We start from the raw sequence: 6966 nt of genomic DNA, 5'->3' as shown, positions 1-6966 counted from the left end.
GGGAAATGGTCACCTGCGCCAAGTACGCTCGGGGTATGCGCTCCATTTGGAAGGGCTCGATCGCCTTCGGACTGGTGAATGTCCCGGTAAAGGTCTATACGGCGACCGAGGACCACGACATCCGGTTCCACCAGGTGCACGCCAAGGACGGCGGGCGGATCAAATACGACCGCGTGTGCACAGTGTGCGGGCAGTCGGTGCAGTACGCCGATATCGATAAGGCGTACGAGTCGCCGGAAGGCGACAAGGTCATCCTGACCGACGAGGATTTCTCCAAGCTGCCCGTCGCGGAGAAGCACGAGATTCCGGTGCTGCAGTTCGTGCCGTCGGAGCAGATCGATCCGATCTATTTCGACAAGAGCTACTACCTGGAGCCGGATTCGAACACCCCGAAGGCCTACGTGCTGCTGGCCACGACGCTGGAGGAAGTCGACCGGGTGGCCCTGGTGCATTTCACGCTGCGCCAGAAGACCAGGCTGGCCGCGCTGCGGGTGCGTGAGGGCGTCCTGATGCTGCAGACGCTGCTGTGGCCCGACGAGGTGCGCGCGGTCGATTTCGAATCCCTCGACGGCGCCGCCGCACCGCGCAAACAAGAGATCTCGATGGCGGAAACCCTGGTCGAGAGCATGTCCGATGATTTCGACCCGGGCCTGTACACCGACGAATACCAGATCGAGCTGAAGAAGATGCTCGACGAGGCGATCGCCTCGGGTTCCAACAAGGTGATCCGCCACGAGGAGGAGGCGGCGCCCGCCGAAATGGATGCCGAGGTGGTCGACCTGGTGGCCGCGCTGCAGCGCAGCCTGGAGGCCACCGGCCGCCGGGGCTCCGATTCCGGCGGCAAGTCCGAGGAGCAGAAACCGGCCAAGAAGGCGGCGAAGAAGGCCCCCGCCAAGGCCGCGAGCAAGACCGCGAAGAAATCCACCAAGCAGACCACGCGCAAAGGCGCCTGACGCTGCTCGGACGTTCGTCGCCCGGGGCTGGCAAACTGTCGGCATGGTAGCCGACACAGCCATCGTCCCCATGGGCCTGGGCCATCTGCGCGAGGTGCTCGACCTCGGCGCGGAGGTGTTCGACACCGAGGCCAAGCCGTACACCTCCTGGTCGCTCACCTCGGTGGCCGAGCACCTCGACAGCCCCGACGGCTCGTGCTGGGTCGCCCTCGACTCCGACCGCGTGGTCGGTTTCGTGCTCGGCTCGATGGAGTTCGAGCTGCGCGACGACTGGGGGTATCTGGAGTGGATCGCGGTCGCGCCGGATATGCAGGGCCGCGGCATCGCCGGGCGACTGGTCGACATCTGCTGCCGGACGCTGTTCGAACGGGGCGCGCGCCGCATCGTCACCGACGTCGAATCCGGCAATACCGCCTCCGCGACGATGATGACCCGGCACGGCTTCACCGACACCACCGTCGTCACGCTGTTCGTCCGACCCAATCCGGACGAACCCGAGCCGGACGCCGCGGCGCCCGGCCTGTCCCCCGCCACCAAGCGCACCCTGGCCCGCACGGGGCGGCTGCGGCGCTGACGGCCGGAAGCGTGAGGTGGGCCGAAGTTGTCGGTGCCGCCGCATAGGGTGGGCGCCATGACATCAGCGGACGCGACTATGGCGGCGATCACCGAGGCGGTAGTCCTTGGGCGGCAAGGAGATTCAGCCACCGCCCGAGACCAGCTGACAGCCCTGTGGGAGCACATCGGCGCCGATGGCGACCCGCTGCATCGCTGCACCCTCGCGCACTACCTGGCCGACCTGTTCGACCACGCCGCAGACTCGCTGACCTGGGACGTCCGCGCCTTGGACGCCGCCGACGCACTCACCGACGAGCGCACCCGCCGCGAGCACGCCTCGCTGAGCGTCCAGGGCTTCTACCCGTCGCCCACCTCAACCTGGCCGACAACTACCGTCGCCTGGGCGCCTTCGACACCGCGCGCCGCCATCTCGAGGCCGCCGGACGGAGCGCGAACGCGCTGGCCGACGACGCCTACGGCGCGGGGGTACGAACCGGAATCGCCAACGTGCGCAACGCTCTTGCGGAGGGGTCCACCGAACGCCTGCCTACGCACTGACGTTCGAATCCGACCACAAGTGTGCCGGAAAACAATGAGACCCTATCCGCACCACGTCCGGACGCTGTTCCGCGCCGAAGGACACCGCGGTGGCGGCCACGGTGAACAGCACGGGAATCGCCAGAAAACGGCGCAGAAGTCGCATTGTCGGCAACGTATCCGCGGGGCCGGCGCGCAGCGAGAGTTCCGCTCATCGCAACCGTTGCCGTCGTCCGCCCGGCACCGCTTGGATTGCCGGGCATATCGCGACGAATTCGTCCTCCAACAATGTGGTCCGGATCGGCACCACCGACCGGGATTCGTCCTGGGATGTGAACCTCTTCCAGCATCTGCAATTCCTGGGCCAGTACAACGTCGTCAACAACGACGACCTCACCCCAGTCGGCGCCACATACATCGTGCCGCTGGGCCTGTATTCGAAGAAGCACAAGCAGGTTTCCGAAATCCCGCAGGGCGGCGAGATCGCCATTCCCAACGACCCGACCGATCAGACGCGGGCGCTGAACGTGCTGCAGAAGGCCGGACTGATCAATCTGTCCCCCGGCGTGCCACAGCCGACTCCGGCCGACGTGGACAAGAACACCTCGAAGGTGCAGGTCACTACCGTCGACGCCGCCCAGACGGCACTGTCCCTCGATTCGGTGGACGGTTCGATCATCAACAATACCTTCCGGCGTCGACCCCAATTCGGTTCTGTTCGAGGACGATCCGAAAGACGCCGTCGCCGAGCCCTACATCAACGTGGTGGTATCGCGCGCCGGGGACAAGGACAAACAGGCGTACCAGACCGTGGTCGACCTGTGGCACGACACGGAGGTGCGGCAGGCGCACGCCGAGGTCCCCGAGGGCACCGCGGTCGAGGTGCGGCGCGACGGTTCCGAGGTCCAACAGATCCTGCGGCGCGTGCAGGACGGCATCCGAGCGCAGCGGTGAGCGAGACAGCACCGGCCGTCGAATTCCGTTCGGTCACCGAGGTTTTCGAGACCGGAAGGCGGAGCGACACCGCCCTCGACGACATCGAGCTCACCATCGCCGCTGCGGATCATCGTCACGCTGCTCATCCCGGAAGCCTTGGGCCCCCTGGTCCTCGGCTACACCTTTGTAGTGATCGCGATCGTCGACATGTCCGCGATGGCGGGAACGGTGGACGGCGAACTCGGCGACTTCGCCTCGGTCTACGGCTACCAGCGCTTCGACTGGCGGGTCACCCTCGTTGCGACGCTCGTCATCATCGCGGGCGTGCAGGGTGGCAGTTCGCAGGGAACCTGCTGGCCCGGAAGGTGTTGCGCCGCTGAGCTATACGCCCTTCGGTGCCCGCGCGGCCAGGAACCCGAACAGGTAACCGGCCACGCGCCGCATCTGAATCTCCTCGGCGCCCTCGGTGATCCGGTAGCGGCGATGGTGGCGATAGATGTGCTCGAAGGGCAGGTGGCGGGAGTAGCCGAGGCCGCCGTGCACCTGCATGGCGCGGTCGGCGGCCTCGCAGCAGAGCCGGTTCGCCCAGTAGTTACACATCGAGACCTGTTCGGAGGCGGCGAAAGTGCCGTGGCGGTCCATCGTCCAGGCCGTCTTGTGGATCAGCGCGCGCAGCATCTCGCACTGGGTGTGCAGCTCCACCAGCGGGAACTGAACGGCCTGATTCTCGGCGAGGGTCTTGCCGAAGGGCTTGCGCTGCTTCGCGTACGCGACGGACCGATCGATGCAGTACTGCGCCGCACCGAGACTGGACGCGGCCTGACGGATGCGGTTCTCGTTGAAGAAGTGCTGGACCACCGCGAGGCCGCGGCCCTCCTCGCCGAGTATCGCCGCGCCGGGCACTCGGACATCGCGCAGAGAGACCCGGCCGTGGTCGGTCGGCATGTTGAAGGTCCACAGATATTCCTCGACCCGGAATCCCGGTGTGGTGGTGGGAACCAGGAACGCGGTGATACCCGCGGCGTCCCCCGGCTCGCCCGCCGTGCGCGCGAAGATCAGATCCGCGTCGGCGGCGTGGATGCCGCTGTTCCAGGTCTTCTCCCCGTTGATGATCCAGTCGTCGCCGTCGCGGACGGCCGCGGTCGCCATGTGGGTGGCGTCCGAGCCGTGCTCGGGTTCGGTGATGCCGAAGGCGAAGAACCGCGTCCCCGACGCCAGGCCGTCGACCCAGTCCGCCCGCTGGGCCGCGGAGCCGTAGTCCAGCATCAGCAGCAGCCCCACGGTGTTGGCGACGATCGCGATCTCGCGCTCGAAATCCATTGCCGCCCTAGCGTTCCGGCTTGATCTGCATGAGCAGATCCCACTCGATCGCCGGGATGCGGCGCCCGCTGGCCGCCATGACGATATCGCGGACCGTCCCGTCCAGATAGGCGGCGGCCTGCTGGGCCAGGCCCACGCCCCAGCCCAGCGTGCACAGCACCTTCCACCACCGGAACCGGTCCGGATCGAACCGGCCGCCGCCCAGCTCGTAGCCGCGCACGAACGGTTCGCGCCCGCCGAATCCGCCGAATTCGGCGGCGTCGGCGCGGAACCGCCACATGCGCAGCGCCGCCCAGGCCGCATCGCGCATCGGGTCGCCGAAGCGCCGCGCGCCTTCCCAGTCCAGCACCGCGCGCAGGCCGTCGCCGTCGACGATCAGGTTGCCGTTGCGCATATCGGTGTGCAGCAGCGCCTTTCGCTCCGGTGGCGGCGGCGTGCGGCGCTCCAGCCAGCGCAGGGCGGCGGCGAACACCGGCCGGTCGGCCAGCAGCGCCCGCACGCCCCGCTCGGCCTCGGCCAATTCCGTTGCCGCCGGGTCGCTTTCGGCATCGCCCGGCAGCCGGTCCGGCGCCGCGCCGGGATCCACGATGTGCAGGTGTGCCATGGCCAGACCCAGCTGGTAGGCGACCCGCTCCCCGATGCCCGCAGCGTGCACCAGCCGCAGCACCTTGCGCGGTGCGGTCTCGCCGTCGACATGTTCGGAGATCAGGAACGGCGCGCCCAGGTAGCCGTCCTCGGTGCAGGTGGCGACCACGGGCGGCGCCGGAACGCCGTGCTTGCGAGCCAGTTCGCGCACCGCCGCCTCGACCTCCACCGGAATCTGCTCGATGGCGGCGGGGACGATGGTGGCGACCAGCCGCACCGACCGGCCCTGACGCTGCGCGTCGAAGACCACGGTGCGCCGCCGCGCGCCCGCCGACACCTGCCGTACATTCGAAACCATCACGGCCCCACCGAGTTCCGTCGCCAGGAAGCGGCTCAGTCCGGGTCCGATATTGCCGTTCACTCCCCCTCCCACGCATCGTATCCAGGTTTGGCGACGGCCAGATCCGCCCGCACGACCGCCACCCATCGCGCCAGTTCCGATTCGTCAGCGGCCGACGGCTCCGCCGCCGGAGCGGCGGACGGCGTCGCCAGCTCGAGTTCCCGGCCCAGCATCCGCGCCAGATTCGCGCCCACCCGCGCCCGATGCTGCAGATTCTCCGGCAGCTCCGGTAGCAGCACATCCTGCAGCAGCTCGGCCAGCGCCTCCAACAGTTCGGTCGACGACGGTCGGTACTGCATCAGCGGCCCTCCTCGCACCAGAACTTCAGCATGGCACGAATTGCAACATCGTCCGTCGGGTTTCGCACCCCCGGAACGACATTCCCGCGGCCGCACCCCTATCGCGGGGAGTGGATTCCGGCCAAGCGTGCCGGAACGACCCACCCGTACCCGTGAACCCTGAACGGGCAGGACGACCGCACCGACCGTTCTGACTCCGTCCGGCCACGCGCACCGCCGACTACCCCGCCCGGGCGGGGTAGTCGGCCCGGCGAACCGCGATTCGCCAGGCGGGACGGCGACCACCCGCGCCGAGACGCTTGCCCCAGCTGGAACCGGCGGCGGCGACGTCGGCAGGCTCGAGGGGGCGGACCCCGGTGACGACCAGTCCGTGGGCCGTGTACGGAGCGAGCAGATCCGCCACGGTGGCGGCGTCCTCGATCGCGGGCAGGCCGGGCAGGCCGTCGCGGGCGGTGACCGACAGCAGGATGTCCAGTGCCGCACCGGGTTTCATGATTCGCGACAGCCCGCCGAGAACCGCCGCATCGCCGGTCAGCAGGCCCCGCAGCAGGGTGCCCCACGGAAAGTTCACCGTCACCTCGTCGGCGATACCGTCGAGTTCCGGCGGCAGACTCTCCACGGCCGCCGCGACGAACAGGACGTTGGGGATTCCACCGCGCGTCCGCAGCGCCCGGCGCGCCGCCTCCGCCATTCCGGCCGCGTTCGCATCCACGCCGATCACGAGGCGCTGCGCATCGACGGCCGCGGCGGAGAGCACCGCACGTCCGTCACCGGTGCCCAGATCGACTCGCACGGACCGGTATCGAGCGACCAGACACCCGGCTTAGCCGATGTCCACGTCCCGGATCTTCTTTCCACACACGATTCGCATACCCCGGAGGCTATCCGCCCGCCGCCGATAGGCGCACGCCATTTTCCGCAGGATCGACCGGCCGCGCGGCGGCTCAGCCCGGTCCGCCACCGGCGGCCGCAGACGCCCACGAGTGAACTCTCGGGCGCCGATCACCAAGGCCCGACGAAGAATTCGAGTGTCGCCAGCAGCAGCGCGCCCAGCAGGGCGACGGCGAATCCGGCGCCCGCGCAGGCCCAGCCCACCCGCGCCGAATCGGTCCCGGCGGCGCGCTGTACCAGCCATCCGGCGACCGCGCCCCCGATCGCCAGCACCATCACCCCGCCGACTATCAGATAGAAGACACTGGCCAGCGCCGCGTTACCGGCCTCCGACAACCCGCGCGCATAATCGCCGAACGGGACGGGGAACCGGTAGAGGCTCGCCACCACCGCCGCGGCCAGCGGCGCGGTCACCACGGCGGCGATCCCGCCGACCAACGGCCCTATCCAACTGATACGTCCCGGAGCGCTCATCGCCGCGAGCCTACGG

The 6966-nt window shown here is 68.7% G+C and carries 7 protein-coding genes and 4 pseudogenes; 6 read left to right on the top strand and 5 right to left on the bottom strand.

From position 1 onward, the window contains the following. The first annotated feature begins 35 nt into the window (after positions 1 to 35). The 6 genes and pseudogenes from ku to ACYVLQ_RS30380 form a co-directional block, all read left to right on the top strand. Positions 36 to 953, top strand: coding sequence for a non-homologous end joining protein Ku (gene ku, locus ACYVLQ_RS30405; RefSeq protein WP_460700965.1), 918 nt, complete (start codon positions 36 to 38; stop codon positions 951 to 953). 43 nt (positions 954 to 996) lie between these two features. Continuing rightward, positions 997 to 1527, top strand: coding sequence for a GNAT family N-acetyltransferase (locus ACYVLQ_RS30400; protein WP_460700964.1), 531 nt, complete (start codon positions 997 to 999; stop codon positions 1525 to 1527). Positions 1528 to 1584: 57 nt separating this feature from the next. Next, positions 1585 to 2066, top strand: a pseudogene (locus ACYVLQ_RS30395) (hypothetical protein). Positions 2067 to 2155: 89 nt separating this feature from the next. Continuing rightward, a pseudogene (locus ACYVLQ_RS30390) lies at positions 2156 to 2677 on the top strand (MetQ/NlpA family ABC transporter substrate-binding protein); the annotation flags it as partial. 133 nt (positions 2678 to 2810) lie between these two features. Then, the gene (locus ACYVLQ_RS30385) at positions 2811 to 2999 is read left to right on the top strand and encodes a hypothetical protein (RefSeq protein WP_460701036.1); all 189 of its coding nucleotides are present in this window, start codon (positions 2811 to 2813) and stop codon (positions 2997 to 2999) included. A gap of 99 nt (positions 3000 to 3098) precedes the next feature. Further along, positions 3099 to 3361: pseudogene (locus ACYVLQ_RS30380) on the top strand (ABC transporter permease); the annotation flags it as partial. A gap of 1 nt (position 3362) precedes the next feature. On the opposite strand, the pseudogene ACYVLQ_RS30375 reads toward ACYVLQ_RS30380, so the two are convergent. The 5 genes and pseudogenes from ACYVLQ_RS30375 to ACYVLQ_RS30355 all read right to left on the bottom strand — a co-directional run. After that, positions 3363 to 4286: pseudogene (locus tag ACYVLQ_RS30375) on the bottom strand (acyl-CoA dehydrogenase); the annotation flags it as partial. 22 nt (positions 4287 to 4308) lie between these two features. Further along, complete coding sequence (locus ACYVLQ_RS30370) at positions 4309 to 5244, bottom strand: phosphotransferase family protein (RefSeq protein WP_460701032.1); 936 nt, start codon at positions 5242 to 5244, stop codon at positions 4309 to 4311. 59 nt (positions 5245 to 5303) lie between these two features. Next, entirely contained in the window at positions 5304 to 5585 is a 282-nt protein-coding gene (locus tag ACYVLQ_RS30365; RefSeq protein ID WP_460700963.1) for a hypothetical protein, read from the bottom strand. A gap of 220 nt (positions 5586 to 5805) precedes the next feature. After that, positions 5806 to 6399, bottom strand: a complete 594-nt coding sequence (gene warA, locus ACYVLQ_RS30360; protein WP_460701031.1) for a 16S rRNA (adenine(1408)-N(1))-methyltransferase WarA — start codon at positions 6397 to 6399, stop codon at positions 5806 to 5808. A 188-nt stretch (positions 6400 to 6587) separates the two neighbouring features. Further along, a complete protein-coding gene (locus ACYVLQ_RS30355; protein ID WP_460700962.1) occupies positions 6588 to 6950 on the bottom strand; it encodes a hypothetical protein in 363 nt (120 codons plus the stop codon). Positions 6951 to 6966 lie beyond the last annotated feature (16 nt).

The sequence above is a fragment of the Nocardia thraciensis genome (genome assembly GCF_054782435.1).
This window is presented reverse-complemented; position numbering and strand designations above follow the sequence as displayed.